Here is a 25876-nt window from a genome sequence, read left to right as displayed (position 1 = left end):
GGCAAAACCTACGCCGCTGCAGACGGAATCGCCCAAGGGGCTGATCATGAGCGCGCTGGTCCTCACTTTAATGCTCATCGCAACGCCCGGGGCCGCAGCTCCCGTTTCGGTCTGCCTTCCGCCAAGCTTCAGCATCGAACTCAACGGACCCTTGCAGGAGGCGAAGCCTGTCGGTGAGATCGACTGTAAAGGCCGGCGCTGCTCAACGGACTTTGCTCTCTCTATGGAGTTGAAGGAGCGGCCTGCGGGAACACCCGAGCAGCGCCTCCGCAGCGAGGTCGCTCGGAGAGATCATCCTGGCGGAGAGGGACGGATCATCGGGCCTGTCCACCAGGTCGGTCGTTTGTGGACGGCCCGATGGGACCGTGGCTTCGTCAGTCTCATCGAGGTCGGCGAGCGTGACCTATGGCTCTGGCTCGTCTCGCCCACTGACCCTAATGGGGCAGACCGAGAATGGGAGGAAACCGAGCTCGAACTCCATTTCGGAGATAGACAGGCCGCCTCGCGGCGGCCTGTCCGACCGGTTTGAGGGTGGCCGACTTCAGAAGTCCATGCCGCCCATGCCACCCATTCCGCCGCCCGGCATCGCGGGAGCGGGGCTCTCCTTCTTCGGCGCATCCGCTACCATCGCCTCAGTCGTAACGAGCAGGCCGGCAACCGAAGCTGCATCCTGCAGGGCCGTGCGCACCACCTTGGCCGGATCGACGATGCCGGCCTGGAGCATGTCCTCGTACTCCTCGGTCTGGGCGTTGAAGCCGTAGGTCTCGGAGCCCGTGTTGTCGGAGATCTGGCCAACCACGATCGAGCCCTCAACGCCCGCGTTCTCGGCGATCTGGCGGATCGGGGCCTCAAGGGCCTTCAGGACGATCCTGATGCCAGACTGGACATCCGAGTTGTCGCTATTAAGCGCGGCTACGGCCGCCTTGGCGCGCAGCAGCGCGGTGCCGCCGCCCGGGACAATCCCCTCTTCCACCGCAGCGCGGGTGGCGTGAAGGGCGTCCTCTACGCGGTCCTTCTTCTCCCTGACCTCGACCTCGGTCGAGCCGCCGACCCGGATGATCGCAACACCACCCGCGAGCTTGGCCAGACGCTCCTGCAGCTTCTCCCGGTCGTAGTCCGAGGTGGTCTCCTCGATCTGCGCCTTGATCTGCGCCACCCGCGCCTCGATGTCCGCCTTCTCGCCGGCCCCATCGATGATCGTGGTGGTCTCCTTCTCGATCCGCACCCGCTTGGCCCGGCCGAGCATCGGCAGCGTCACGTTCTCCAGCTTGATGCCGAGATCCTCCGCGATCATCTGCCCGGCGGTCAGGATGGCGATGTCCTCCAGCATCGCCTTGCGGCGGTCGCCAAAGCCCGGCGCCTTCACGGCCGCCACCTTCAGCCCGCCGCGCAGCTTGTTGACCACCAGCGTGGCCAGCGCCTCGCCCTCGATGTCCTCGGCCACGATCAGCAGCGGCTTGCCGGTCTGCACCACCGCCTCCAGCACCGGCAGCATGGCCTGGAGCGAGGACAGCTTCTTCTCGTGGATCAGGATGTAGGGATCCTCGAGCTCGGCGATCATCTTCTCCGCATTGGTGATGAAGTACGGAGACAGGTAGCCGCGGTCGAACTGCATGCCCTCGACCACGTCGAGCTCGGTCTCGGCCGTCTTGGCCTCCTCAGCCGTGATCACGCCCTCGTTGCCGACCTTCTGCATCGCCTGGGCGATCATCTGGCCGATGTCCTTGTCGCCATTGGCCGAGATCGTGCCGACCTGGGCGATCTCCTCCGACGAGGCGACCTTCCTGGCGCGGCCGGTAATGTCCTTCACGGCGGCGGCGACGGCGAGGTCGATGCCGCGCTTGAGGTCCATCGGGTTCATGCCGGCGGCGACGTACTTGGCGCCTTCCTTGACGATGGCCTGGGCCAGCACGGTCGCCGTGGTGGTGCCATCACCGGCGACGTCGCTGGTCTTCGAGGCCACCTCGCGCACCATCTGGGCGCCCATGTTCTCGAACTTGTCGGCGAGCTCGATCTCTTTGGCGACCGTCACGCCGTCCTTGGTGATGCGGGGCGCCCCGAAGCTCTTCTCGAGCACCACGTTGCGGCCCTTCGGGCCGAGCGTCACCTTCACGGCGTTGGCCAGGATGTCGACGCCGCGCAGCATCCTCTCGCGCGCGTCCGAAGAGAAACGAACGTCCTTGGCAGCCATCGGATAGATCCTTTTTGTTAGATTGCAGCCCCAAGGCGCCCCAGATGGGCAGCCTCAAAGGGCGAAGTTCACGAGTCCGTGGGAGGCCGCCTCAGGCGAGGACGCCCATGATGTCGGATTCTTTCATGATCAGCAGGTCCTGACCGTCGATGCGGACCTCGGTGCCGGACCACTTGCCGAACAGCACGCGGTCGCCGGTCTTGACGTCGAGGGGGACGAGCTTGCCGGTTTCGTCGCGGGCGCCCGGGCCGACGGCGACGATCTCGCCCTCCTGCGGCTTCTCCTTGGCGGTGTCCGGGATGATGATGCCGCCCTTGGTCTTCTCCTCCGCCTCGATGCGGCGGACGACGACACGGTCGTGCAGCGGACGAAAAGTCATGGGGCCTCCAGTTTCCTGCCTAATGGGGTGAGCGGCTTGTCAGTGCTGCCGCTTGAGAGAGGCGGACTCCTCTCCGCCAAAAAGCTTAGCACTCCTCGTCCTGGAGTGCTAACGGTCATTGGCCGGTTTCGCAACTTGCTTCCGAGCTGTACGTCTGCGATGACACTGCTCAAGCTGGCCGCCCAGCCCAGGCCATTCTCGCCGCCGGTCCGGGGCTGACACATTGCAGCCGCTGACATGACTGGCTGATTTCGCGCTGGGCTGATTAGAGGATCGGCTCGCGGAACTCTGTCCGGCTTCATCCTAGCAGCTGCTCTGTCCTGCCGATGAACCAAGTTTTCTTCAGCTAAGAACCTGCCTACCCTGAAGGGTATAGGTGGTACGGGTGGTACTCGAAGGGGAACATCTTGGATGAGGTGGTGCCGGCGAGGAACTGGGTGGGACTGGGCAGAATCCTGCTGGTACCACGCTGTACCCCGCCCAGTACCACCTGAGACTGGCAATCCCCTTCGAATACCGCCTGTCCCGCCTGTACCACCGAGTGAAAGAGCTCTGCGGTTCGGCCCACAGGATCTGCCCCTCAAGTAGCCGGCAGCAACCAGTCAATCGACGGACCCACGCTCAAGGCACTGCGACAAACTGGATCTTCTCGAACATGGCCACCTGTCGGTGCTTGCAGTCCCTGTCGACGTCCAGGACCTTGTCGCCCGCAACCCCGGAAGCGATGCAGCTGTAGACGATCTATATCGAAGCGTGCTGGCTCTCGTGGTTGGCGGCCAGGACTGCGTGAGCGCGCGCCCGCTCCGGCTACTTGGCGAGGCGCACTCCCGTTTCCGGTAACGGCTCGCAGCTTAGCGAGATCAGGTCACGGAACAGGAGGGCGAGGACGGCCTTCTTTTTCTGACACCCTGATGGCTGGAGGTCTTCTTTGACCAAACCAACGGATCCCAAGCTCGACGACGATCCACTCCACCCGGCGGTCGGGCTCCGTGCCGATGAGCAGCGCCGGCCGAATCCGCATGGCGAAAGAGCAAACTCGCCGGGAGCAACGGACCCAGCTGATCAGGGCACGCCCGGGCACTGCGCTCTCGAGAACGACGAGCGAGACCGGCCAGACCAAAATGGCAAGCAGGGCTGCCGTGGTGCGTAGCTCATCACTGCGGCGTGGTTGCAGCGTGGAGCACAGCCATGGCGATGAGCGGTTCGGATTCAAAGAAGCCGACGAGTGACCCGGTATCGGAGGGAGTACGCGCTCATCAGCGCGGCAAGCCACGAGACGCTTGCCCATACCCGGCCAAATCAGAGCAGCGTCAGCAGTGGCTTGAGGGCTATGATGGTCGACCGCGCAACTCGCCACCGGACTTGCCGATAGAGCGTAGCTGAGAGGGCAGTCTGCTGAGCGCCCAGCGCGGTGCTGCTCAGATTGCAGACGCCCTGTCCCGCCCCCGCCCCCTGTACCGCCTCAGCTGACCTGCTTCCGCTCTGCAGTACACCAACACCGCCTGCACCATCCGGCGATAAATCCCGCCAAGCGATGGTGATCCCCTCGAACGCGAAGCTGCCCGTTAGCGTTGTTGATACGGCGCCGCCTGTGCGCTGGTAGGACGTGAGGCTACCATGAAGTCGATGTCTGAGATGACCCACGACATCACCGATTCAGTCAAGAAGATGGTTGGCCGGCTGACGGGCCGTGGCGATCATAACACCTACGCAAACAAGCCATCCGGCCAAGCCAGCAAGTTGACTGAAAAGAAGTGACTCGAGCAGAGGTGGAGGCGCCAAGGAAGCCGCCCCCACCTTCCGAACGGCCGGCGCCCTCCGCAAAGGAGCTCGGTGATGGGTTGGCGGAAAGAGCTGTACGGCCCTGTCACAGGAACTCAGCTGTGGTCGCAGCAGCGGAGGGACCGGCTTTCCCTCGGGCCGCAGCCGTCGCCTGGGTCAAGCCGATCCAGGCGGCGAACTGCCGGCCCGACCGGAACGGCCTCGGGCGCCGGGGTCTTCAGGGTCAGCAGGGTCGCCCCGATCGGGCAGACGCCGGGGATCTGCGCCAGACGCCAGCTGCGCTCGTCGGCGCGATGCCAGGCCAGGAGCTTGGCCTCGACCACAGCAAGCTTGGCCTGACTTGGCCTGAACCTGCGCGGACTCGCCTGCTGCAGGGCAAACACCTCTCGTGCGAGCGCGGGCACGTGTGCGAGGCCCGTGGCCCCCGCGATCCGAACTCGGCGGCGTAGCCGCGGATCGCGGTGGCGAGCCGGGTACGGCGGATGAGGCGATCGCGCAGGCCCACCAGCATCAGCGCCGCCTGTTGCTCGGCCGTCTTGACCGGCACGAAGCGCATGGTCGGCTGGCTCATTGCCTCGCACAGCGCTTCGCGCACTCTTCAGGGCTGCACTCGCATTCAGGCTGAGGACTCGGCTCGCGCGTCATGGGCTCACAGGTGAGGAGCGCGCCTGATGCGCACCAACCCACGCTCGCCCCTCTCCATGTTACAGCGGGGCCAGTTCCAAGCTCGCCAAGGCGGCAGGACTGGGCCGGCGCAAGTGGCCTAGGAGAAGCGTGCGGCGGCTATATTGGCCGCAGCGGCTAAAGCGGGCTTGCTGGGAACTACCTGCGTAGTCGTGAGACCAGTTCGGGTGACATCCCAACTTAGTATTAGTCCATAAGTTCGACTGCAGGTTATCGCCTCGCAATATTGACTGTCAAATAAATCGCGTTAAAACTACATCGTTTCGGAGATTTCATCCATGAACGACAAAGCAGATGTTAGCACATCGCAGCCAGGGGCAGATACAATCGAACTGGTCGCCGCGATCATTTCCGCTTACGTGTCGAATAACATCGTGCCTCCGGCTGACCTGCCGGCCCTGATCGCGACTGCGGGCCAGACGCTTGGTGAGTTGGGCAAACCCTCCGCGCCTGCTGCGGAAGAGACGCCGAAGCTGACTGCCGCTCAGATCCGGAAGTCCGTCACACCAGACCACATCATCAGCTTCATCGATGGTAAGCCTTACAAGGCGATGAAGCGGCACCTGACCAAGAATGGTCTGACTCCGGCCGAGTACCGCCAGACGTATGGCTTGCCGGGTGACTATCCGATTGTGGCGCCAAACTATGCGGCTCAGCGCTCGGAACTCGCCAAGAGCCTGGGCCTCGGCCAGTTGCGCCGGAAGATGGCCGAGAAGCGAGCGGCAGACGAAGCTAAGGGGAGCGCACCCGCTGGCTCAAAGAAAGGACGTGGGCGTCCTCGCAGGGCTGCCGCCTCAGAGTAAGGCGTCCAAGGTTGGCACCGCTTCGTCAAGGTTTGTTGCCCTGCCGTTCACCGCGCTTCTTAGCTGACGGTTCAAGGTTGCCTCCTATTTTGCCCCTACGCCTTCGGGGCTGGGAGGCAGAACCCGAGGCGGCCGGGCAATCTCCCGGATCAACAGAGACAGCGACATTGAGAAGGCCTCGCCCTGCGGCGGGGCCTTCTGCCATTTCCATAGCGGTACCCAGATTTCAGCTCAGGCCCCGATGACGATCGCCGTCGAGGTGGCCTTTCGCGCCCTCCGGATTGAGGGATACCCCGCTCGCTATGAGGTCAGGGGCGAGTGCGGCACTGTCGTCATGGACTCGCCCTCCCCACCTGCTGCAACAGCCTGAGCGCAGCCATCTCGCGCGGTGAGCTGTTCATCGGTAGCGTCCCGCCATGCCCGACTCGGCCATGCTTAGCGCCCCCTCCCCCGCCGTCCTCGCATGGAGCTGCGGGCTCGCCAGCCTGTCGCCGGGCCAGCCGCCGTGCCCCGGGTTCAGGCCAGACGAATGGGGCGAGACCCTCGCGAACTGCCGTCGGTTCGTGGACGACTTCGGCATACAAGCCGCCGAGCTGGGGTGGGACACCCTCACGCCCTTCGGTGTCCATCCGCAGCACGAGATCATACGAGGCGACTGGTCGGGCGTGCTGATGCCCTGCGCCTATCGGGTGTGACCGCGCTCAGGTTCCCGTGACAATGCCCAGCAGACGCATGGCGCTCAGCGACTGCGTTGCGTGTGCAAGGCGCCACACTGACGATCTTGCGCTCCGCTCAGGTTCCCCCGTGACAATGCCCACTTCAGGCTTGTCTTCTGACCAGGTTGATGGCGTCTTCCACGCGTCCGAGCATGCTCTCCTCGCCGCCGTAAAACCCTTCTCCCTCGGACGCCGATAAGCGCCGCGCATCCTGTTCCCATTCGCGCAAGATCGCGAGCTTCATCTCCCGCGACAGTGCCGGATGCGCAACAACGTCCTGCGGTTCCGCGAAACAGGATTTGGGGCTCCGCAGCGCCGCTTCGAAGTCGAGTTCAGAGGCTGCTTGCGTCATTGGTCAACCCTCCCCAAACGAGCGCACCCCATTCAACCCGAGAGGGAATTAAGTCCCTGGCGCATGGGTATGGGGCAGGTCATAGACCGCGTTCTGTAGGCCCAACCTCGGCCGAGCTGTCGTGTTCTCAGGAATAAGCTTTACCTTGTTCGACCGCTCAGTATCTCTCTCTAGACCTTCGCACACCATGTCACACCGCCGGGTGAGGCCACAGTCGGCAAACACTTATACACCGGGATGCCACTGCAGAGTAGCTTTGCAGAACGGCAATTGCTCGCGTTGCCATCGGACATGGCGGAGATCACCAAAGCGCCGCATTAAGGCCAAGGTTAATGGAAAATGAGCCCGATCATGTGGGAGCAACCCGTTCGTCGGCCCTCACCGGACAAATCCTGAGCGAGCGGGCCGGTTGTGGCGGGCAAGCAGGGCCAGCACTTCAGATCCCCCAGCCAACTGTGGGCGTGACGGCTCAAACCCGTCGCGCCTCTCCCGCGCAGTCACGAGCCGCCGCGCGCCCTCGAAGGCGGTCTCCAAGTCTGGAGCCCTGCGCAGAGACCGATTAAAGAAGGCGTCCCCAAAATAGGTCCACCTCGCACCATCCTGGCAGCCGAACGATGGGCGATCGGCAGCAGCGGCCGTGATCACAAGCGTTCGAGGATCGGCGAGCGCGGGCACGAATACGCCCGAGTAGCAGGCCGAAATAATCACGATGCGGTACTTCGCCCCGCTCGCGTCGAGCATTCTGCGTAGATCCGGTGGTGTGAGGGTGTCGCTAGTGGTTCCCGCCACAATGGCGAGACCTTCGGGAGTGCCGTGTGAGGTCAAGACCACCACGAGAGTGCCATTATCCGGATCCATCGCTGCGCCAGCGGTCCGAAGGGCCGCAGCGAGGGTCCGTGCTGTCGCTGCACCGCCCCACTTGCTGTTGAAGCTGACAAGCGGCGATGGCCTTGCTCGAAGCCATTCCCGCAGGATCCGCGCGGCTCCCCGTGCCTCGCTCTCGAAGACGCTCTCTCCGCCGAACAGCCCAAACGACACAATGTACGTTTCTGTGCTGTTCTGCCGTGATTGTGGGGAAGGCGAAGTCTGCTGCGGCGCCGCGATCCCACCGCCCGCGAGCACCGGACCCGGACCTTCGGCGGCTGCCCACCAAGCCAGGACGGCCAAGATGAGGTAGGTTGAGCGAGACGGCATGCCTCGTACTCTCAGGCCACGCGCTAAGCTGGGTCAAGGGCGCCAATCATTACTGGGGCTTGTCACGTTGGCCAAGTAGAATGCGCTTTGAGGGCTGGAGCGCGACCGCTCAGGCCCGCCAAGCCTTTGAAATCGTGTGATCCACCGCAACCAGGGCTGACGACTTGGCAAGTAAAACCGCCGAACGTGACAAGCCCATGAGCAGGGCCTGCGCCAGAACAACCGGGCCGAGAACTCACATCAGGCGGTGCGCCGACGAAAGCGCAACCAACAAGGCTTCAAGTTGTCAAGCTCAGCCCAGCGCCTTCTGTGTTCGGTCTCGGCATGCGCGCGCATCCTCTTCCTCGTTCACCGACTGGTTGTCGACGAATTGTGTGCCGTCGTCGGTCAGCCCCGTATGTACCGTGTACGGCACCGCTGCAAGGCGGAGAGAAAGTCGGCGGCCGCGCGGCGAGTTGCTCTCTCGTATAGCTTGACGAAGGCGAACTTGCTGGTGCGGTCGATCGCGACGAGCGCCTGCAACAAACACTGTGTGGACACTTGTTGATACTGTGTATAAGCTCGAAGAGCAGGGCGTGTGACCAGGTTCAGGGCAAGCATATTTCATACGGCTCAGGGAAGAAGAACTCTTCGAGATTGTTGCCGTCTCCCGCCCGGTCGACGACGAGAAAGTCCTGTGGTTCGCCAATTGGCGTCAGCACGCCGTGCCACACATTGGGCGGATAGTTCACTCCCTGCCCTGGTCTCGTAAGAAACGCCTGAGGCCTGCCAGGGCGATTTCCATCATCACGCGCGACGACGACCAGGAACGGACGGGGCGATAGCGGGATGAATGCCTGGCTGCCAAGAGGATGGCGTTCGACCATATGCAGCTTCAAGGGCAGGGTATAGGGTGCCCCCTTGAAGATGCTGATGATTACACGGGCGCCCGGACCGATCGCGTCCGTGCGGGCCAGGGCGTGATAGCGCTCGCAGCGTCCGTTATTGATCGGGAAGTGGTCGGCACCTTCTGTATCGATCACCTCCCCGTAAGGGGAGAAGGCCTCCCGGGTCAGGGGCTGCGCGACGATCGTGTTCATCGCCGCAACTCACCGCCGAGCTTCATGTGCCGGTTGACATCCTTATAAAGCAGATATCGAAAATTGCCCGGGCCGCCAGCGTAACAGGCTTGCGGACAGAAAGCGCGGAGCCACATGAAGTCACCGGCTTCGACCTCGACCCAGTCCTGGTTAAGCCGATAGACGGCCTTGCCTTCCAGGACGTAGAGCCCGTGTTCCATCACATGCGTTTCGGCGAAGGGGATGACGGCTCCCGGCTGGAGCGTCACGATGGTGACGTGCATGTCATGGCGCATGTCCGAGGGATCGACAAACCGGGTGGTTGCCCATTTGCCCTCCGTGTCAGGCATCGGATTCGGCACGATGTCGAGCTCGTTCGCGAAAATCGGGTCGGGCGCAGGAATGCCGGCGACATAGTCATAGGCTTTGCGGATCCAGTGGAACCGCACCTTTTGGCCACTCTGGTTGCGCACTTGCCAATCGCTGGCCGGAGGTATGTAGGCATAGCCCCCCGGCGCTAGTAAATTGTCTTTACCACCGAGAGTAACGGTGAGCTCTCCGTCCACTACGAACAGGACACCCTCGGCACCGACATCCAGTTCCGGTTTGTCGCTGCCGCCGCCGGGAGACACTTCCATGACGTATTGGGAGAAGGTCTCCGAAAAGCCGGAGAGTGGACGCGCGATGACCCAGCAGCGTGTTTTTTCCCAAAATGGCAGATAGCTGGTGACAATGTCGCTATAGACCCCTTTGGGGATGACGGCATAGGCCTCCGTGAACGTGGCTCGGTCGGTCAGAAGCTGCGTCTGGGGAGGCAGTCCTCCAAGCGAGGCAAAATAGGTTCGGACTGTCATTGGGTATCCTTCGGCTTATCAGTCTGTCCTTGTGGGATGCCTCGTTTCCACTTCCGGCGAAAATTTGTTTTCGCTAAAAGTATTCGTGATTCGAATCAAAGGAGCAGCAATCCGGCTCTGCCATGAGAGCAGCGACAGCGGAACGCCACCGACATTTACATAGTACGAGATCTGACTGAAGGCGAGGTAGCGCTGACGGCAGCCCAGGTGAATTTCACGATACGGAATCGGGAGCGCTCGAGCTGGTGAGGCCGCCGCGATGCCTGCCCCGGGAGCTGTCACGGGAACTGGGATGCGGTCGCAGGAACGGCAGGACCCGCCTCATCTCAGGCCGCAGCAGTGGCCACTCGCCATGCGTCTGCGGCCTCGGCCCTGAACAGGCCAGCGTGCGGCGGCAGATCAGGTGACGTTGAATGGAGACCGTGTTCTGGACGGCTGCCTGCATCGAGAGAAACCGCTGGGTTGATCCGGCGACTTGAAGCCCTGCTGTTTGCGCTCTCGTCATCGCACTGCATGATGTGAGTTCTCGGCCCGGTTGTTCTGGCGCAGACCCTGCTCCTGATGGGCGTTCATGCCGAGGTCTCGGTGCGCGGCCGCATCGGAGCGGAGCTTGCCCGTTACCAGCTTCTCTGGGGCGAAGCCTGTTTCTTGATCAGCTTGCGAAGCAGCTTCAGGGCCGCCTTCTTGCCGCGCTTGGACTGAACCAGGAGATCGAGCACCTCGCCTTCCGCATCCACGGCCCGCCACAGAGATAGGGCCGGCCCTGGACCGAGACCACCATCTCCCAAATGCCATGTGCTCGCAGGCCGCGGCCTCAACCGCCGTAAGTTGCGGGCAAAGGCAGGCGCGAACGTCATGACCCAGCACCGGACACTTTCGTAGGCCACGCTGATGCCGCGCTCGGCCAGGAGTTCCTCGACATCGCGGCAGCTGAGCGTGAAGCCCCCTGCCCTACTCCGGCCTTCGGCCACCTGCCACAGCTTCCTGTGACAAGGCCACGAACCCGCCAACCTCAAGGCGCTCTGTCAGCGGTGCTATATCCTGCACGACCGACCCGAGCACCTGCGCCAGCGCTGGCTCACCTACCGACTCAGAAAGGCGCTCGGCGACCTGTTCCTCGGCCCCTACCCGCCGGCCCTCGCCGCGAGCCACGAGGAGGGTCTGCTGCGCCCGATCGGGGCGGTGAAGGTCGGATCGTCGAGCTTGAGGTTGAGGTAATCGTGACGCCGAGTCACTCACTCAGAGGCAGGCGACGCACTCGATTTCGATGTCGAACGGCAGGGGCCACGGTTTGATCGCCGCGAAGGTACGCGCCGGCCATCCGTCCGGGAAGAACTCCTGGTAGACGGTGTTCACCCCACCCATCAGTACCGGATCGGTGACGTAGACTGTGGCCTTGACGACCTTCGCGAGCGACGACCCGGCATGGTCGAGGGTGACGCGCAAGGCGTCGAGCGAGGCGCGGGTCTGGGCTTCGATCGGCCCGGTCACGATCCGGCCGGTACGGGTGTCGATCGGCGGCATCCCACAGGTGAACAGGAGGTCGCCTGCCCGCACGAGGGCCGAGGTCGGCGCCCCAAGGCCCCGGATCGCCTCGGAGATCACCGGAATTTCCAAGATCTCCCTCATCTGTCGAGGTCCTCGCGCGTCAGGCCGTAGAGGTCGGCGAGGCGCTCGCCCCGCCGGAGGCGGGCGATGAATGCCGGCTCGCCCTCCTGAAGAGTGAGCGCCTCCTCCGCGAGGGCGAAGGCACGCTCGGGATCGAGCACGAGCACGCCGTTCTCGTCGGCGAGGACGAGGTCGCCCGTCCGGACCGTGACCCCGCCGCAGCGGATCGTGCCGCCGACGCGGCCGCCAGGTCGGCGCTTGATCGTCAGCGGGGAGCGGCCCCGGCACCAGACCGGCAGACCGCTCGCGCGGATCGCGGCCGCGTCGGTCACCGGACCGTCGATGACGATTCCGGCAAGCCCCACCGCGAGGGCCGCCTCGGTCATCACCGCGCCCCAGCAAGCGTGGCATGCGTCCCCCTGGCGGTCGACGACCAGGACGTCGCCGCGCCGGGCCGTCGAGACGGCCCAGGCCAGGGCCGCGCCGCCCTCCGGCGGCAGGGCGACCGTGACGGCCGGGCCGCAGATCCGGGCCTCCCCGCCCAGGCCCTGGATCGCCGGATCCATGAAGCCGTGGCTGAGGACATGCCCGATCGTCGCGGTCTCGACCGCGGCGAGGCGGTGCATCGCCTCGCTCGTTCCTGTCCGGTCCAGGGTCATCGTCAGTTCTCCAGATGGTGGCGCGGGGACGTCAGGATGCGTCCGTGAGGTCGCGCCGCACCGTCTCGACGAGGAGCATCAGCGCCCCAGCCGACAGAACCGCCGAGCCGATCATGTACCAGGCGACCGAGGAGCCCTGGCCGGTCGCGGCAAGGAGCCAGGTCGTCACGAAGGGGGTGGCGGCGCTGCCGAGCACGCCGGACAGCATGTAGGCGATCGAAAGACCCGAGTAGCGCACCCGGGTGCCGAACAGCTCGGCCAGGAAGGTCGCGATCGGTCCGTAATTCGCCGCGAAGGCCATCATCATCAGGAGGTAGCCGGCCAGCGCACCGGCGAAGGTCTTGGTGTCCATCAGCCAGAACAGCGGGAAGGCGACCAGGGCCTCGGCGAGGATGCCGCCGACGATGACCGGGCGGCGGCCCCAGCGGTCGGACAGCCAGCCGAAGAACGGCAGCAGCGCCACGCAGGCCGCGCAGGACAACAGCACGATCGCCAGCATGGTGTTGCGGGTGAAGCCGAGGTTCTGCGTGCCGTAGCTGAGGCCGAAGGCGACGATCAGGTTGAAGGAGGAGCCGGTCGACATCGTGGCGACGCCGCCAAGCACAACCGTCTTCCAGGACTTCCGCATCAGCTCGGCGAACGGCACCTTCACCTGTTCGGAGGCCCGCTTGACCTTGGCGAAGGACGGCGTCTCGGAGACGTTGAGGCGGATATAGCCGCCGACCAGGACGAGCAGGATGCTGGCGAGGAACGGGATGCGCCAGCCCCAGGCGAGCATGTCCTCGGCGGGCAGGACCGCGTTGATGAGGAGGAAGACCAGGTTGGCGAGCAGCGTCCCGGCCGGCACGCCGATCTGGACCCAGGAGCCGTAGAGGCCGCGCTGGTGGCGCGGCGCATGCTCGACCGCCATCAGGACCGCGCCGCCCCACTCGCCGCCGAGCGCCAGCCCCTGCACCACGCGTAAGGACAGCAGCAGGATCGGGGCCCAGATGCCGATCGCGGCATAGTTCGGCAACAGGCCGATCGCGAAGGTCGCAACCCCCATCAGCACGAGAGAGAACAGCAGCATCGACTTGCGGCCGAGCCGGTCGCCGAAATGGCCGAACAGGGCTGCCCCGACGATGCGCGCCAGATAGGCCGACGCGAAGGTGCCGAAGGCGAGCAGCGTGCCGACCAGCGGATCGAAGCTCGGGAAGAACACCTTGTTGAACACCAGCGCCGAGGCGGTGGCGAAGACGAAGAGATCGTACCACTCGACCGTGGTGCCGATCACGCTGGCAATCGCGATGCGCCGCATCCGGTGCGGCTCTGCCACCGCCGGCGGCTCGGCCACGATCGAGGGGGTGGTTGTGGTGGCCATGGTCAGGGTCTCGCCTCGACTGGGGTGGGGAACACGGATGCGGGGCGGGCGCGGTGGCGCTCGACGCACAGGATGGCTGCGGCGAGGTCCTCGATCGAGGCGCCGACCGACTTGAACAGCGTGATCTCGTCGACCGAGGTCCGGCCGGGGTGGCGGCCGCTCGCCAGATCGGCGAGGTCGCCGGCCACCGCCGTCGGCGCGATGATCCCGCGGGCGAGCGGGATCGCGAGGTCGCCGGCCTCGTGCAGGGCCGCCGGGGTGTCGATGAAGAGGGTGGCCCGGGCCACGGCCCCATCGTCGACCTCGCGCATCGCCGGCGTGAAGCCGCCGATCAGGTCGAGATGGGTGCCCGGCCGGAGCCAGCGACCCTCGACCAGGGGCTCGCGGCTGAGGGTGCAGCAGGTGATGATGTCGGCTCGGGCGCAGGCTTCGGCCAAGTCGGTGGCCGGGCTGGCGTTGACGCCCGCGCGGGTGAGGTCGGCGGCGACCGCCTGTGCCTTCGCAGGGCTGCGCCCCCAGACCTCGACCGACCGGATCGGGCGCAAAGCCGCGTGAGACGCGGCGACGTGGCGGGCAATCTCGCCGGTGCCGACGATGAGGAGGCGGCCGGCCCCCGGGAGCGCGAGGAAGCGCGCGGCGAGCGACGAGGCCGCGACCGTCCGGCGGCTGGTCAGCTCGTTGCCGTCGAGTGCCGCCCGCAGCCGCCCCGTCCGGCCACAGAACAGGAGGTATTGCGACTGCACGGCGGGCAGGAAGCGGGCATTGTTGCCCGGCACGACCGCCGCCACCTTCACGCCAAAATGCCGCCCCACGCTCCAGGCCGGCATCAGCAACAGCGTCGCGTCGGGCTCGCCCGGGATCGGGATGGCGTGGTGGTGGCGCCGCGGCGCCTCGCAGCCGCCCCGGAAGGCGGCCGCCAGGGCCTCGATCAGCGCTTCCCGGTCCAGCGCCGCCGCGACCTCCGCGGCACAGAGCACGAGGGGCGGGCCCGCCGCGAGACTCTCGTCGGCGCGGTAGCGGCTCTCCGGCCCACCGCCTGCGTTCGGCATCGTCACGTCCATGGCTCCAGGGCGTCCGCGCGCGACGCCGCGGCCGCTGCCGCGGCCTGACGTCAGGTCCGGTGTGAGGAATGGAGCCGAATGTTGCCTACCGCCCGACGGCTGCCAAATAGGAAATTTCGATGTGAAGAATAGCCGGACTCGCCGCCGACATTTGCTATTCTGTGCGGCAATTGCGAACGTTTCATGCAGGAGATGGCGCGAGAGATGGCTATATCAAACATAGGTCGTTTGTATTTTACGGCTGGCGGGCGAGCCGCTATCGGCCGTGATCGACGCCCCGCTCGAAACAAGGTCCGCCGATGAGCCGCAGCAGCAACATCCGCCCGAACATCTCCCGCCTGTGGTCGTCGCTGATGCGATCGGCGGAGATCGGCGCAACGCCGAGAGGGGGCTTGCGGCGGCTCGCCCTGACCGAGGAGGACGGCGAGGTGCGCCGCGAGTTCATCCGCTGGTGCGAGGAGGCAGGCTGCGTGGTCCGCGTCGATGGGATCGGCAACATCTTCGCGTTCCGGGCCGGGCAGGATCCGGACGCCAAGGCGGTGCTCGTCGGCAGCCACCTCGACACCCAGATCAAGGGCGGCCGGTTCGACGGCATCCTCGGCGTGCTCGCCGGGCTGGAGCTGGTGCGGACGCTCAACGACCACGGCGTGACGACCCGCCGCCCGATCGCGGTCGTCAACTGGACCAACGAGGAGGGCGCCCGCTTCGAGCCGCCGATGATCGGGTCCGCCGTTTTCACCGGGCGGGCGTCTCTCGACTTTGCGCACGGGCGCGCCGACAAGGACGGCATCACCCTGGGGCAGGCCCTCGACGCGATCGGCTTCAGGGGAACGGACCGCCTCTCGCCCGAGGCCTTCGACAGCCTGTTCGAGCTGCACATCGAGCAGGGGCCGCATCTCGACGAGGCGAAGCGTCAGGTCGGGGTCGTGACGGGCGCCTTCTCGGTCCGCGGCATGGTCGTCGAGGTGGTGGGCGAGACCGGGCATGTCGGCCCGACGCCGATGCCCAAGCGCCGCAACGCGATCGTCGGGGCCGCCCGAGTGACGCTCGCCGTCGACGACATCGGCTGGAGCCGGCACGAGACCGGCGGCAAGTCGACGACGATGCGGCTGCGGGTTGAGCCGAACCTGCTCGGCATCCTGCCGGACCGGGTCGAGATGACCTGCGACTTCCGCCATCCCGACGACGCGGTCGCGACCGAGATGCTGGCTTCGCTCAAGGCGCAGATCCCGGATATCGAGCAGCGCTCGGGCTGCAAGGTCTCGATCCGGGAGCAGTGGAGCTATGGCGGCATGCAATACGATCCGGGCTGCGTCGGACTCGTGCGCGAGGTGGCTCAGGCGCTCGGATACAGCACGATGGACCTCCTGACCGAAGCGGGCCACGACGCCATGCACGCCGCCGACCACCTCCCGACCGCGATGATCTTCACCCCCTGCGAGGGCGGACTGTCCCACAACGAGGCTGAGAACGTCACGCCGGACGACATCGAGCCCGGCGTCAACGTCCTCCTGCAGAGTGTCCTGCGCCGAGCCGAGGTGGTGTGAGTTCGCCACCGGCCGGGCCGACCTTGGCGGATCCCGGCCGCAAGCCGCCCCCGATGGCAGCCGCCGCGCTCCTCATGCTGAGGTGCGAGCGCAGCGAGCCTCGAAGCACCCCTGAACGGTGGTCCCACCCGGCCCTCATGCCGGGAATACCGGTCCGGGGTGCTTCGAGGCCCGCTGCGGTGCGATCTTCGATCGCCAGCACCTCAGCATGAGGGCCGGTGGGGCTGCCACGCAGGTCAGGTTCTATTCAGGCGCGGATCAGACCCAGACCGGTTCCGCCGGCCCCTCCGGATCGGGGACGAGGCTCAGGAAGAGGTCGAGGAACGCCTTTTCGGCCCGGTCGAGCGCCATCTCCGGATTGCGGAGGAAGTAGAGGTCGGCCCCGATCTGACCCTCGAGCACCGGCAGACGCCAGAGCAGGTCCTTGTCGGCCATCCGCTCCGCCGCAGTGACCGGCAATATGCCGATCCCGATCCCGGCGGCGATCATGCGGGCGACCTCGCCGAGGTGGGACGACACCCCGGCCGTCCGCGCGCCGAGCCCAGCCCCGTCTCGCAGGGCGACCATTGGTTCGAGCGCACCGCCGGGCTGGCCGCAGGTGAAGGCGACGAATGGCTCCGCCCGCAGATCCTCCAGGGTCACGTCTTGGCGCTCGAACAACGGATGGGTGCGGCCGCAATAGATCCCGAACTCCTCCCGCATCAGCATCCGGCATTCGAGGGCCGCGAGGGGCTTGGGCAGGAGGCAGAGCCCGAAGGGAACGGTGCGCTGCGCGACGGCCCGCGCGATCTCCTGGCTGTTCGCCACGTCGATCGAGAGGGTGACGGAGGGGTGGCGGCGATGCATGAGGCCGAGGGCGCGATCCAGCGTCGGCAGCATCACCTCGGTGACGATCAGCATCCGGACCAGTCCGGACAGATCGTCCTCGTCGGTCGAGAGCCGCTCACCGATCCGCTCGACATGCTGATGGATCTCGACGCATTCCTTGCGCAGGGCCTCGCCGCGGCTGGTAAGAACGAAGCGGCGGCTGTCCCTCAGGATGAGCTGCGTCCCGAGCGTTTCTTCGAGTTTCTGGAGCGAAGCCGTGACGGTCGGCTGCCTCAGGTGAAGGCGCTCTGCAGCCTTGGTGATGCTGCGCTCCTCGACGATGACCAAAAAGGTCCGCAGCAGATTCCAATTCAGGTGACGGACGCGTGGGGACTGGGCTGCCATTTGGAGTTTCGACCTAGACTGATTTCCAGGCTGTGGCATCTGAGGTGGCTACGTAACACGTGGCAGCCTTGGGCTGAAGCGGGGATACTGTTCGCGAAATTCGACTGGTCCTGTCCCGAACTCAGGAGCGGCATGGGTCCTCGCCGACGACGCGACCGGCTAGAGCTGTGCCCGTTTCGGTTGAAACGGCCCCCACTTCGGCGGGGAGCGCTCTAGCGGGCTCAGACCTGCGATCCGACCAACCACTTGAGACGCAATGGCTCTACAAGGATATTGACCTTTTCCGTCCATGTGAACTCCCGCAACAGATATTACTCATTTTTCCGCTTTTATGACGGATAGGAATGATCGATCATGATCATTCCAATGATAGGATGGCGAGGTTCCCGACATGAGGCGTCCAACGATCGCAGATCTGGCAGAGGCTGCGGGCGTCAGCGTGGCAACCGTAGATCGGGTTCTGAATGGTCGGTATCGCGTGCGGGAAGAGACTGCGCGTCGCGTCCTAGAGGCAGCGCATAAGATCGGCTTCTATGGTGCCAACGTCATTCGTGCGCGCGTCTTGGCGGAGCAGCCAGAATATCATTTGGGGTTCATTCTGCAGAAGGAGCGTCACGCGTTTTATCAGACATTTGCCCGGCAGATTGAGGAGGCCGTAGGCGCCGTACCCAACAAGCGCCTGCGCGCCACGATCCGGTTCGTGCAGTCGGCGGCTCCGGCGGAACTGGCTGATCTGATTCGAAGTATGAAAGGCAAGGTGCAGGCCGTTGCTGCGACCGGCCTTGATCATCATGATGCCACCGCAGCCGTGGCGGAATTGCGGGCCGTCGGCGTACCGACATTTTCTTTGCTGTCGGACTTCGCGCAGGGCGTTCGCGAAAGCTATATCGGTACTAATAACTTGCGCGTCGGCAGATCGGCTGCCTGGCTGATGTCGAAGATGGCGTGTCGCCCCGGCAAGATCGTCATTTTCATCGGCGGGCATCGGTATCATGGGCATGCGCTTCGAGAAACCGGTTTTCGAAGCTATTTCCGGGAATTCGCGCCCGATTTCGAATTATTGGACAGCATTGTCAACATCGAGACGCGCCAGCTGACTTGCGAAGCCACGCTCGGCCTTCTGGCGCGGCATGACGACGTGGTTGGAATCTACGTGGCCGGCGGCGGGATGGAAGGGGCGGTTGCAGCATTGCGTGAGGTCCGCCAGCCAGACGACGTCGCGTGCATCGTCAATGAATTGACTCCGGAGTCTACACAGGGGCTTTTGGACCGATTTGTTTCAATCGTCATGGCGACGCCGTTACCGACGCTGTGTTCGGATCTGGTAGCCATGATGGTTCATGCGATCGAACACGGGATGGCGGAATATCCCGGCCAGCGATTCCTGCCGATTGAGCTCTGGACACCAGAGAGCCTCTGATTGGATTCCATCATGCCAAAAGATGCGAATCTATCAAATTTGACGTACAAGCTTCAGTTGCCGGCATTGACCCTCTTCGCGAGTTGAGAGATTTTCGCCATGCCCCAAGGCAATGGAGGTTGTGAGGCCGCTCATTTTTGGGGCATCTCCTAAGTCGCCAGCAGGGAGAAAGCCTCGGATCTGCCAAGTCGGGCATTCATACCGCCACACTTTGAACGGCGCCTTTCTTTGAGCCGCGCATGCGATTGACGTGCGTTTGCGCGGCGAGTTCGTGCGCCTCTGCCAGGGATACTGTGAGACGGCGATGAGTGTTCGCGGGTTGCAAAACGACCTAAACGAGGAAACGCGTGAACAAGATTCCGCACAACAATGGAGGGATGGAAATAGAGTGAAAGAGATTCTGTTGGTTGCGGTTTTGATGTCGTCGATAGCGTCCTCCGCTTTGGCAGAAAACATCGGTGTTTCGATGTCGCTCTTCGACGATAATCTTCTGACGGTTATGCGCAATGACATGACCAACTACGCCACGACGCTCAACGGCGTCACGTTGCAGATCGAGGACGCCCAGAACGACGTCGCCAAGCAGCAGAGCCAGGTCCAGAACTTCATTGCGGCCGGCGTCGACGCCATCATCGTCAACCCGGTCGACACCGACGCGACCGCAGCGATATCGAAGATCGCATCCAATGCCGGCATTCCGCTGGTGTACGTCAACCGTCTCCCCGTCAACCTGGGTAAGCTGCCGCCCAAGCAGGCTTTCGTCGGGCCGGATGAGCGTGAATCGGGGACGCTCCAGACGAAGGAGATTTGCCGTCTGCTCAAGCAGGCCGGTAAGACCAAGGCGAATATCGTCGTGATGATGGGCGAGCTGTCGAACCAGGCGGCGCGCCAGCGCACGCAGGACGTGCACGAGGTGATCGCGACGCCGGAATGCTCGTTCATGAAGATCGTCGAGGAGCAGACCGCTAACTGGTCGCGCACTCAGGGAGCCGATCTGATGAGCAACTGGCTGTCCGCCGGCGTCCAGTTCGACGCAGTGGTCTCCAACAACGACGAGATGGCGATCGGCGCGATCCAGGCGATGAAAGCGGCCCGCGTCGACATGAAGACGATGATCGTCGGTGGTGTCGACGCCACCCAGGATGCGCTGGCCGCGATGGCGGCCGGGGATCTCGATGTGACGGTCTTCCAGAATGTGGTGGGCCAGGGCCGGGGTGCGCTCGATGCGGCGCTCAAGCTCGCCAGAGGCAAGAAGGTCGAGCAGAAAGTCTTCGTGCCGTTCGAGCTGGTGACCCCGGCAAATCTCCAAAACTACCGAGCGAAGAACTGATCCCGAGACAACGGGGTCGTCGGGCGCGGGCGAGGATGCCTGCGCCTCGTTGAGGAAATCGCCTCCGGAGGAGAAGCCCACGATGATCAGATCATCGACGATGGCGGCTGTCCGCGATAGCGCCGCCGCCCCCAATTCCGAGTATCTGCTGACGATCGAGAATGCCCGGAAGGAATTCCCGGGAGTTCTGGCGCTCGACAACGTCCAGTTCAAGCTCAGGCGTGGAACGGTTCATGCGCTGATGGGCGAGAACGGCGCCGGCAAGTCGACCCTGATGAAGATCATCGCCGGCATCTACCAGCCCGACCGCGGCGAAATCCATTTGCGGGGCGCCCCGATCGAGCTGAAGTCGCCGCTCGATGCCCTCGAAAACGGCATTGCCATGATCCATCAGGAACTGAACCTGATGCCGTTCATGACGGTGGCGGAAAACATCTGGATCCGGCGAGAGCCGCTCAATCGGCTCGGCCTCGTCGACCACGCCAAGATGAACGAGATGACTGCCGAGTTGTTCCGGCGGCTCAACATCAACATCCATCCGCAGGTTCAGGTCCGCGATCTGTCGGTGGCCAACCGGCAGATGGTCGAGATCGCCAAGGCCGTGTCCTACGAGTCGGATGTTCTGATCATGGACGAGCCGACCTCGGCTTTGACCGAGCGCGAGGTCGAGCATCTCTTCGAGATCATCCGCGAGCTGCGGGCTCAAGGGAAAGGCATCATCTATATCACCCACAAGATGAATGAGCTGTTCGAGATCGCCGACGAATTCTCGGTGTTCCGCGACGGCCGCTATATCGCCACCCATCCATCGAGCGAGGTCACGCGCGACGACATCATTCGCATGATGGTCGGGCGCGAGATCACGCAGATGTTCCCGAAGGAAGAGGTGCCCATCGGCGACGTCGTGCTGTCGGTCAAGAACCTCTCCCTCGAAGGAGTTTTTCAGGACGTGTCCTTCGACATCCGCGCAGGCGAGATCTTCGGCATTGCCGGCCTCGTCGGCTCGGGCCGGTCGAATGTTGCAGAGACCATCTTTGGGGTGACACCGGCAACGTCCGGCACGATCGAAATCCTCGGCAAGCCTGTCAATATCGGCTCACCCAGCACCGCAATCCGCCATCAGATGGCGCTGCTGACGGAGGACCGCAAGGAGACCGGCTGTCTGCTGATCCTGGACATCCTGGAGAACATGCAGATCGCCGTGCTGCAGCAGGATTTCGTCAGGGGCGGCTTCGTATTCGAAAAGACCCTGACCGGTGCCTGCGCGACGATGAGTGAAAAGCTTAAGGTCAAGACGCCGAACCTGCAGGAGCGCATCGAGAACCTCTCCGGTGGCAACCAGCAGAAGGTGCTCATCGGCCGCTGGCTGCTGACCAAGCCGAAGATCTTGATCCTCGATGAGCCAACGCGTGGCATCGACGTCGGCGCCAAGGCCGAGATCCACAAGCTGCTGGTCGAACTCGCCAGGAATGGCGTGGCCATCATGATGATCTCATCCGAGATGCCCGAAGTGCTGGGGATGAGCGATCGCATCATGGTGATGCATGAAGGCCGCATGACCGGAATACTGGACCGCGCCGAGGCCGATCAGCTCAAGATCATGGAACTGGCGGCAAAGTAGTTCCGAAAAAAAGGGAGGGGATAAAATGTTCGTCAATAACTCATCTGCGGAGGGCGTGGCCGTCGCAGCTCCGGTTGCGACCAGGCGCCGTCTGCCGGTTGAGGCAAACATTCTCCTGATCCTCATCGGCATCGCACTGGTCTTCGAGCTTCTCGGCTGGGTTGTCGTCGGCCAGAGCTTCCTGATGAATCCGCAGCGTTTGACGATCCTGATCCTGCAGGTCTCGGTAATCGGCATCATCGCGATCGGCGTCACCCAGGTCATCATCACCGGTGGCATCGACCTGTCGTCCGGTTCGGTGGTGGGGCTGAGCGCCATGGTCGCGGCAAGCGACGCGCAATCCTCGGCTTGGACCAAGGTGCTCTATCCGTCGATGACCGATCTTCCGGTGGCCGTGCCGATTCTGGTCGGCCTGGCGATCGGCCTTCTCGCCGGCGTCATCAACGGCATGCTGATCGTCTATACCAAGATTCCACCTTTCATCGCCACCCTCGGCATGATGGTATCGGCCCGCGGCCTCTCCAAGTGGTACACCAAAGGGCAGCCGGTCTCGGGGCTGACGGACGAATTCAGCGTCATTGGATCGGGCATCTGGCCAGTCGTCATCTTCCTGTCGGTCGCGGTCATCTTTCACGTCCTGCTGCGTTACACGCGCTACGGCAAGTTCACCTATGCGATCGGCGCCAATGAGCAGGCGGCGCGCATCTCGGGCATCGAGGTCGACCGGCACCTAATCAAGGTCTACGGCGTCGCCGGGCTGCTCGGCGGTCTTGCGGGCATCGTGACCGCAGCTCGCGCCCAGACGGCGCAGGCCGGCATGGGCACCATGTATGAGCTCGATGCCATCGCGGCGGCGGTCATCGGCGGCGCCTCACTGTCCGGCGGTGTCGGCCGCATCACCGGAACCGTGATCGGCACGATCATCCTGGGCACCATGACCTCGGGCTTCACCTTCCTACGCGTCGATGCCTTCTACCAAGAGATCATCAAGGGCCTGATCATCATCGCTGCGGTGGCGGCCGATGTGTACCGACAGAAGAAGCGGGTGAAGAAAGCGTAAGCCCGCGCTTAAGCCCGCGGCTTTCCTCGCACTCGCTAACACAAATTCACTGTACGGACGCTGACAGGTCGCCGTACATCGTGGAACAACAAGTATCGGAAGCAAGGATCCCAGGATGACCGTCAGAGTTGGTATAATCGGCACAGGTGCGATCGGTCGTGAACACGCGCGCCGGATCGAGCAGGTGTTATCTGGCGGCAAGGTCGTCGCGCTCAGCGACGTCAACGCGACCTCGGCCGAGGCCGTCAGGGCGGAGATCGCCCGGGATGCCCGACTCTTCGAAACGGGGGAGGCCCTGATCGCCTCGCCCGATGTGGACGCAGTGCTCGTCACGTCGTGGGGTGCCACTCATGAGCAGTATGTCCTCGCGGCAATCGCTGCCGGCAAACCCTGCTTCTGCGAAAAGCCGCTCGCAACGACAGCAGAGGGCGCAAGGCGGATCGTCGATGCCGAGGTGGCGCATGGCAAACGCCTGGTGCAGGTTGGTTTCATGCGCCGCTACGACGCGGGCTATATTGCGCTGAAACAGGCGGTGAAATCCCATACCGGCGCTCCGATTCTGGTCCATGCGGCGCACCGCAATCCGGCCGTGCCGGAGCAATACGTCACGCCGATGGCGATCCACGACACGCTGATTCACGAGATCGACGTGCTACGCTGGCTCCTCGACGACGATTATGTCTCCGCCCGCGTCCTCTTCCCGCGCAAAGCTGCGCGTTCACACGCCAAGCTGCGCGATCCGCAGGTCGTGGTGCTGGAGACGAAGAAGGGCGTGCTGATCGACGTCGAGATCTTCGTGAACTGCCACTACGGCTACGACATCCAATGCGAGGTCGTGGGTGAAGACGGCATCGCCAGGCTGCCTGAGCCGATGGCCGTCGAGATGCGCCTCGATGCGAAGCGTCAGAACGCGATCCTGACCGACTGGAAGGACCGCTTCATCGCCTCCTACGACGTCGAGCTGCAGGATTTCCTGAAGGCCGCAGCCGCCGGCACCGCCTCCGGTCCGACCTCCTGGGACGGCTATGTGGCGGCGATCACCTCGGATGCATGCGTCGAGGCGCAGGAGCGAGCAGGCGAGGCCGTCGCCATCACCCTGCCCGCCCGTCCTTCGCTCTACAACTGAGGTGATGTCATGCGTTTCGCACTGAATCATATTCTTGCGCCGAAGCTCCCGCTCGAGGAATTCTTCGCTTCTGCCCGCGCGCTCGGCGCGACGGAGGTCGAGATCCGCAACGACCTGCCTGATGTCGTCGGTACCGTTGCGCCCGAAGAGGTAAGGACCGCCGCCGAAAAGACAGGTGTGTCGATCATTTCGATCAAAGCGCTCTATCCGTTCAACGTCTGGACGGACGATATGGCGAAGCGCGCCGCCAAGCTCGCTGCCTATGCGGCGGCCTGCGGCGCGAAGGCTCTGGTGATGTGCCCGCTCAATGAGGGCAAGGCCGTCGCGTTCGACGTCCTCGTCGCCTCGCTCAAGGCGATGAAGCCCATCCTTCTGGACCACCGCCTGACCGGCCTTGTCGAGCCGCTCGGCTTCCCGGTTTCCTCTCTTCGCACCAAGAAGGAGGCGATTGCAGCGATCAGGGCGGCCGATGGGGCGGACACCTACAGGCTGGTGCACGACACGTTCCACCATCATCTCGCCGGCGAGACGGAATTCTTTCCCGAGTGGACGGGGCTCGTGCACATCTCCGGCGTGACCGACCCCATCGTTGCGGTCGCCGACATGCTCGATGCGCATCGCGTCCTCGTCGACGGCGCCGACCGTCTGGAGAACATCCCCCAGATCAGAAGGCTGATCGCGGCGGGCTATTCGGGTCCCTTCAGCTTCGAACCCTTCGCGACCGAGGTTCATGAGCTTGAGGATCCCAAAGGCGCAGCGAAGCGGAGCATGGACTTCGTGTCCGCTTCTCTCTGAAAGCAGCGCTCCGGGACCAACAAAAAGAAGGCGTCGGCCCATGCCTGGGCCGGCAGCTGGTCTGACGAAATGGAACTGGCCATGAAGCGACTTTTGCTTGCCGCGGCTCTGACTGCCTGCGCGCTCCCCGCCTATGCGGGGGGCCGGATCGGGGTCAGCATGACGTCACTCGACAACCCGTTCCTCACCATCCTGTTGAACGGAATGAAGGGTGAGGCCGCGCGAACCAAAGGCGTCGAGCTGATGCTGGAGGACGCTCAGCGCGACGTGTCCCGCCAGTTGAGCCAAGTCCAGAACTTCGTCGCGAACCGCGTCGATGCCATTGTGGTGAACGCGGTCGATGGTGACTCCACCGCCGCGATCACCCGGGCTGCCAAGGCCGCCGGCATTCCGTTGGTTTATGTCAACCATCCGCCGGCGGAGCTGGGCCGTGGAATGCCGAAAGGCACCGCCTTCGTCGGCTCGAACGAGCTCGATTCAGGCACGATGCAGGCCAGGGCCGTCTGCAAGATGCTCGCGGGCAAGGGCCGGGCCGTGATCCTGATGGGCCCGCTCGAAAATCATTCGGCGCTGGTGCGCACGAAGGATGTCGTAGATGTCTTTCGAACGCCGGACTGCCCGATCCACATCCTGGACAAGCAGACCGCGAACTGGATGCGTGTCGAGGCGCAAGATCTGGTGGCCTCGTGGCTGACGGCGGGCATGAGGTTCGACGCGGTCATCGCCAACAGCGACGAGATGGCGATCGGCGCCGCGCAGGCGCTGAAGAGCGCGGGTGTGGCGATGAAGGACGTGGTGATTGCGGGCATCGACGCAACGCCTGACGGACTCGCCGCCATGGCCACGGGCGACCTCGACGTCACCGTGTTCCAGAACGCCACCAGGCAGGGCGAGGTCGCGGTCCAGACCGCCGTCGCCATGGCGGCGGGCGAAAAGGCTGAGGACGCGATCTGGGTGCCGTTCGAACTCGTCACCAAGGACAACCTGGCCGAGTACCGCAAGTAACCGGCCGAGGCGCGCGCGAGAGCCGCTGCTCTGTTTGCGCTGCGGCAGCAACCGACCGC

General features: G+C 64.1%; 25 protein-coding genes and 2 pseudogenes. 12 read left to right on the top strand and 15 right to left on the bottom strand.

Going from position 1 to position 25876, the window contains the following annotated elements; all coding sequences use genetic code 11:
• Positions 1 to 541: 541 nt before the first annotated feature.
• A complete protein-coding gene (gene groL / locus MNOD_RS38750) occupies positions 542 to 2191 on the bottom strand; it encodes a chaperonin GroEL (RefSeq protein ID WP_012631065.1) in 1650 nt (549 codons plus the stop codon).
• Positions 2192 to 2282: 91 nt separating this feature from the next.
• Entirely contained in the window at positions 2283 to 2570 is a 288-nt protein-coding gene (groES, locus tag MNOD_RS38745) for a co-chaperone GroES (RefSeq protein ID WP_012631064.1), read from the bottom strand.
• Positions 2571 to 3758: 1188 nt separating this feature from the next.
• On the opposite strand from groES, the gene MNOD_RS49730 reads away from it, so the two are divergent.
• Entirely contained in the window at positions 3759 to 3953 is a 195-nt protein-coding gene (locus MNOD_RS49730; RefSeq protein ID WP_341874511.1) for a ribosome modulation factor, read from the top strand.
• A gap of 252 nt (positions 3954 to 4205) precedes the next feature.
• Positions 4206 to 4328, top strand: coding sequence for a hypothetical protein (locus MNOD_RS50215; protein WP_280113519.1), 123 nt, complete (start codon positions 4206 to 4208; stop codon positions 4326 to 4328).
• 151 nt (positions 4329 to 4479) lie between these two features.
• Here the strand turns inward: MNOD_RS50215 and MNOD_RS48555 are convergent.
• Positions 4480 to 4941, bottom strand: a pseudogene (locus tag MNOD_RS48555) (transposase); the annotation flags it as partial.
• Between the two features lie 373 nt (positions 4942 to 5314).
• Between MNOD_RS48555 and MNOD_RS38730 the strand changes: the two are divergent.
• Positions 5315 to 5839, top strand: a complete 525-nt coding sequence (locus MNOD_RS38730; protein ID WP_012631062.1) for a Ros/MucR family transcriptional regulator — start codon at positions 5315 to 5317, stop codon at positions 5837 to 5839.
• 431 nt (positions 5840 to 6270) lie between these two features.
• On the top strand, positions 6271 to 6534 hold the full coding sequence (locus MNOD_RS38725; protein WP_043754126.1) for a hypothetical protein: 264 nt from the start codon (positions 6271 to 6273) through the stop codon (positions 6532 to 6534).
• 124 nt (positions 6535 to 6658) lie between these two features.
• Here MNOD_RS38725 and MNOD_RS38720 read toward each other — a convergent pair whose 3' ends face one another.
• The 11 genes and pseudogenes from MNOD_RS38720 to lhpI form a co-directional block, all read right to left on the bottom strand.
• Entirely contained in the window at positions 6659 to 6907 is a 249-nt protein-coding gene (locus MNOD_RS38720; protein WP_012631060.1) for a hypothetical protein, read from the bottom strand.
• Between the two features lie 378 nt (positions 6908 to 7285).
• Positions 7286 to 7765, bottom strand: a complete 480-nt coding sequence (locus MNOD_RS42210; RefSeq protein ID WP_244424886.1) for a C13 family peptidase — start codon at positions 7763 to 7765, stop codon at positions 7286 to 7288.
• Between the two features lie 697 nt (positions 7766 to 8462).
• Positions 8463 to 8623 (bottom strand): annotated as a pseudogene (locus tag MNOD_RS45900) (IS481 family transposase); the annotation flags it as partial.
• Between the two features lie 65 nt (positions 8624 to 8688).
• Positions 8689 to 9180 carry an ureidoglycolate lyase gene (locus MNOD_RS38710; RefSeq protein WP_012631058.1) on the bottom strand — a complete coding sequence of 164 codons (492 nt, stop codon included), beginning with the start codon at positions 9178 to 9180 and terminating at the stop codon, positions 8689 to 8691.
• Positions 9177 to 10013: a bifunctional allantoicase/(S)-ureidoglycine aminohydrolase gene (locus tag MNOD_RS38705; protein WP_012631057.1), complete on the bottom strand. Its 837-nt coding sequence runs from the start codon at positions 10011 to 10013 to the stop codon at positions 9177 to 9179. Before MNOD_RS38705 ends, MNOD_RS38710 begins: the two co-directional genes overlap by 4 nt.
• A gap of 617 nt (positions 10014 to 10630) precedes the next feature.
• The gene (locus tag MNOD_RS50880) at positions 10631 to 10984 is read right to left on the bottom strand and encodes a DDE-type integrase/transposase/recombinase (protein WP_425277535.1); all 354 of its coding nucleotides are present in this window, start codon (positions 10982 to 10984) and stop codon (positions 10631 to 10633) included.
• A 153-nt stretch (positions 10985 to 11137) separates the two neighbouring features.
• Positions 11138 to 11248, bottom strand: coding sequence for a DUF736 domain-containing protein (locus MNOD_RS49720; protein ID WP_244424885.1), 111 nt, complete (start codon positions 11246 to 11248; stop codon positions 11138 to 11140).
• A 4-nt stretch (positions 11249 to 11252) separates the two neighbouring features.
• The gene (locus MNOD_RS38700) at positions 11253 to 11642 is read right to left on the bottom strand and encodes a RidA family protein (protein WP_012631056.1); all 390 of its coding nucleotides are present in this window, start codon (positions 11640 to 11642) and stop codon (positions 11253 to 11255) included.
• Positions 11639 to 12280, bottom strand: coding sequence for an RraA family protein (locus MNOD_RS38695; RefSeq protein ID WP_012631055.1), 642 nt, complete (start codon positions 12278 to 12280; stop codon positions 11639 to 11641). The genes MNOD_RS38700 and MNOD_RS38695 overlap by 4 nt, the downstream gene beginning before the upstream one ends.
• Before the next feature lie 31 nt (positions 12281 to 12311).
• The gene (locus MNOD_RS38690; protein ID WP_012631054.1) at positions 12312 to 13640 is read right to left on the bottom strand and encodes an MFS transporter; all 1329 of its coding nucleotides are present in this window, start codon (positions 13638 to 13640) and stop codon (positions 12312 to 12314) included.
• A gap of 2 nt (positions 13641 to 13642) precedes the next feature.
• Complete coding sequence (gene lhpI / locus MNOD_RS38685) at positions 13643 to 14689, bottom strand: bifunctional Delta(1)-pyrroline-2-carboxylate/Delta(1)-piperideine-2-carboxylate reductase (protein WP_012631053.1); 1047 nt, start codon at positions 14687 to 14689, stop codon at positions 13643 to 13645.
• 311 nt (positions 14690 to 15000) lie between these two features.
• Here lhpI and MNOD_RS38680 point away from each other — a divergent pair, with 311 nt between their 5' ends.
• The gene (locus MNOD_RS38680; RefSeq protein WP_012631052.1) at positions 15001 to 16248 is read left to right on the top strand and encodes a Zn-dependent hydrolase; all 1248 of its coding nucleotides are present in this window, start codon (positions 15001 to 15003) and stop codon (positions 16246 to 16248) included.
• Between the two features lie 258 nt (positions 16249 to 16506).
• On the opposite strand, the gene MNOD_RS38675 is transcribed toward MNOD_RS38680, so the two are convergent.
• Entirely contained in the window at positions 16507 to 17460 is a 954-nt protein-coding gene (locus MNOD_RS38675) for a LysR family transcriptional regulator (RefSeq protein ID WP_012631051.1), read from the bottom strand.
• Positions 17461 to 17851: 391 nt separating this feature from the next.
• On the opposite strand from MNOD_RS38675, the gene MNOD_RS38670 reads away from it, so the two are divergent.
• The 7 genes from MNOD_RS38670 to MNOD_RS38640 all read left to right on the top strand — a co-directional run bounded on the left by MNOD_RS38670 (position 17852) and on the right by MNOD_RS38640 (position 25817).
• Positions 17852 to 18880 (top strand): LacI family DNA-binding transcriptional regulator, encoded by a 1029-nt coding sequence (locus MNOD_RS38670; RefSeq protein WP_012631050.1) that lies wholly within the window; start codon positions 17852 to 17854, stop codon positions 18878 to 18880.
• Positions 18881 to 19298: 418 nt separating this feature from the next.
• Entirely contained in the window at positions 19299 to 20210 is a 912-nt protein-coding gene (locus tag MNOD_RS38665; protein ID WP_085985016.1) for a sugar ABC transporter substrate-binding protein, read from the top strand.
• Between the two features lie 82 nt (positions 20211 to 20292).
• A complete protein-coding gene (locus tag MNOD_RS38660; protein ID WP_012631048.1) occupies positions 20293 to 21831 on the top strand; it encodes a sugar ABC transporter ATP-binding protein in 1539 nt (512 codons plus the stop codon).
• A gap of 25 nt (positions 21832 to 21856) precedes the next feature.
• Positions 21857 to 22891, top strand: coding sequence for an ABC transporter permease (locus MNOD_RS38655; protein WP_012631047.1), 1035 nt, complete (start codon positions 21857 to 21859; stop codon positions 22889 to 22891).
• Between the two features lie 115 nt (positions 22892 to 23006).
• The gene (locus MNOD_RS38650; protein ID WP_012631046.1) at positions 23007 to 24017 is read left to right on the top strand and encodes a Gfo/Idh/MocA family protein; all 1011 of its coding nucleotides are present in this window, start codon (positions 23007 to 23009) and stop codon (positions 24015 to 24017) included.
• A 9-nt stretch (positions 24018 to 24026) separates the two neighbouring features.
• On the top strand, positions 24027 to 24812 hold the full coding sequence (locus tag MNOD_RS38645) for a TIM barrel protein (RefSeq protein WP_012631045.1): 786 nt from the start codon (positions 24027 to 24029) through the stop codon (positions 24810 to 24812).
• An 81-nt stretch (positions 24813 to 24893) separates the two neighbouring features.
• Positions 24894 to 25817 (top strand): substrate-binding domain-containing protein, encoded by a 924-nt coding sequence (locus tag MNOD_RS38640; RefSeq protein WP_012631044.1) that lies wholly within the window; start codon positions 24894 to 24896, stop codon positions 25815 to 25817.
• Positions 25818 to 25876 lie beyond the last annotated feature (59 nt).

Origin of the sequence: Methylobacterium nodulans ORS 2060, assembly GCF_000022085.1 — a bacterium.
GTDB lineage: Bacteria > Pseudomonadota > Alphaproteobacteria > Rhizobiales > Beijerinckiaceae > Methylobacterium > Methylobacterium nodulans.
The sequence above is the reverse complement of the archived record's forward strand: the minus strand, read 5'-3'. Positions and strand labels throughout refer to the sequence as shown.

What these genes read in the sequence shown, in the direction of transcription:
- groL (WP_012631065.1), bottom strand. Translation starts at nt 2,191, where the DNA reads ATGGCTGCCAAGGACGTTCGTTTCTCTTCGGACGCGCGCGAGAGGATG.
- groES (WP_012631064.1), bottom strand. Translation starts at nt 2,570, where the DNA reads ATGACTTTTCGTCCGCTGCACGACCGTGTCGTCGTCCGCCGCATCGAG.
- MNOD_RS49730 (WP_341874511.1), top strand. Translation starts at nt 3,759, where the DNA reads ATGGCGATGAGCGGTTCGGATTCAAAGAAGCCGACGAGTGACCCGGTA.
- MNOD_RS50215 (WP_280113519.1), top strand. Translation starts at nt 4,206, where the DNA reads ATGACCCACGACATCACCGATTCAGTCAAGAAGATGGTTGGCCGGCTG.
- MNOD_RS38730 (WP_012631062.1), top strand. Translation starts at nt 5,315, where the DNA reads ATGAACGACAAAGCAGATGTTAGCACATCGCAGCCAGGGGCAGATACA.
- MNOD_RS38725 (WP_043754126.1), top strand. Translation starts at nt 6,271, where the DNA reads ATGCTTAGCGCCCCCTCCCCCGCCGTCCTCGCATGGAGCTGCGGGCTC.
- MNOD_RS38720 (WP_012631060.1), bottom strand. Translation starts at nt 6,907, where the DNA reads ATGACGCAAGCAGCCTCTGAACTCGACTTCGAAGCGGCGCTGCGGAGC.
- MNOD_RS42210 (WP_244424886.1), bottom strand. Translation starts at nt 7,765, where the DNA reads ATGGATCCGGATAATGGCACTCTCGTGGTGGTCTTGACCTCACACGGC.
- MNOD_RS38710 (WP_012631058.1), bottom strand. Translation starts at nt 9,180, where the DNA reads ATGAACACGATCGTCGCGCAGCCCCTGACCCGGGAGGCCTTCTCCCCT.
- MNOD_RS38705 (WP_012631057.1), bottom strand. Translation starts at nt 10,013, where the DNA reads ATGACAGTCCGAACCTATTTTGCCTCGCTTGGAGGACTGCCTCCCCAG.
- MNOD_RS38700 (WP_012631056.1), bottom strand. Translation starts at nt 11,642, where the DNA reads ATGAGGGAGATCTTGGAAATTCCGGTGATCTCCGAGGCGATCCGGGGC.
- MNOD_RS38695 (WP_012631055.1), bottom strand. Translation starts at nt 12,280, where the DNA reads ATGACCCTGGACCGGACAGGAACGAGCGAGGCGATGCACCGCCTCGCC.
- MNOD_RS38690 (WP_012631054.1), bottom strand. Translation starts at nt 13,640, where the DNA reads ATGGCCACCACAACCACCCCCTCGATCGTGGCCGAGCCGCCGGCGGTG.
- lhpI (WP_012631053.1), bottom strand. Translation starts at nt 14,689, where the DNA reads ATGCCGAACGCAGGCGGTGGGCCGGAGAGCCGCTACCGCGCCGACGAG.
- MNOD_RS38680 (WP_012631052.1), top strand. Translation starts at nt 15,001, where the DNA reads ATGAGCCGCAGCAGCAACATCCGCCCGAACATCTCCCGCCTGTGGTCG.
- MNOD_RS38675 (WP_012631051.1), bottom strand. Translation starts at nt 17,460, where the DNA reads ATGGCAGCCCAGTCCCCACGCGTCCGTCACCTGAATTGGAATCTGCTG.
- MNOD_RS38670 (WP_012631050.1), top strand. Translation starts at nt 17,852, where the DNA reads ATGAGGCGTCCAACGATCGCAGATCTGGCAGAGGCTGCGGGCGTCAGC.
- MNOD_RS38665 (WP_085985016.1), top strand. Translation starts at nt 19,299, where the DNA reads ATGTCGTCGATAGCGTCCTCCGCTTTGGCAGAAAACATCGGTGTTTCG.
- MNOD_RS38660 (WP_012631048.1), top strand. Translation starts at nt 20,293, where the DNA reads ATGATCAGATCATCGACGATGGCGGCTGTCCGCGATAGCGCCGCCGCC.
- MNOD_RS38655 (WP_012631047.1), top strand. Translation starts at nt 21,857, where the DNA reads ATGTTCGTCAATAACTCATCTGCGGAGGGCGTGGCCGTCGCAGCTCCG.
- MNOD_RS38650 (WP_012631046.1), top strand. Translation starts at nt 23,007, where the DNA reads ATGACCGTCAGAGTTGGTATAATCGGCACAGGTGCGATCGGTCGTGAA.
- MNOD_RS38645 (WP_012631045.1), top strand. Translation starts at nt 24,027, where the DNA reads ATGCGTTTCGCACTGAATCATATTCTTGCGCCGAAGCTCCCGCTCGAG.
- MNOD_RS38640 (WP_012631044.1), top strand. Translation starts at nt 24,894, where the DNA reads ATGAAGCGACTTTTGCTTGCCGCGGCTCTGACTGCCTGCGCGCTCCCC.